The sequence below is a fragment of the Aliidiomarina celeris genome, assembly GCF_003316875.1.
GTDB lineage: Bacteria > Pseudomonadota > Gammaproteobacteria > Enterobacterales > Alteromonadaceae > Aliidiomarina > Aliidiomarina celeris.
In genome coordinates, this window is the sequence record NZ_QMIL01000053.1 from 1 (window position 1) to 219 (window position 219).

Below are 219 nucleotides of genomic sequence, written 5' to 3' on the forward strand. Positions count from 1 at the left end.
TACCTGCTAAAAACAATCCCAGGTATTGGTCGCATACTCGCGCTGACCATCCTCTACGAAATCGGCGATATTCAACGCTTCGAGTCGGTTCAAAAATTTGCTTCTTACGCCTTCTCTGAAGCGGCGGTTTTGTACCTCAGAGGCAACTCGGGCGCTCAACAATTATTGCAACGCTTTCAAAAGCGCATGAGCAAAGCTAAAGCTTTATCTGCACTAGCT

The 219-nt window shown here is 47.0% G+C and carries 1 protein-coding gene; it reads left to right on the forward strand.

The features are described from left to right. Nucleotides 1-219, forward strand: a 219-nt coding sequence (locus DQW12_RS13425) for a transposase (protein ID WP_157957937.1), incomplete at both ends; no start/stop codon positions are given.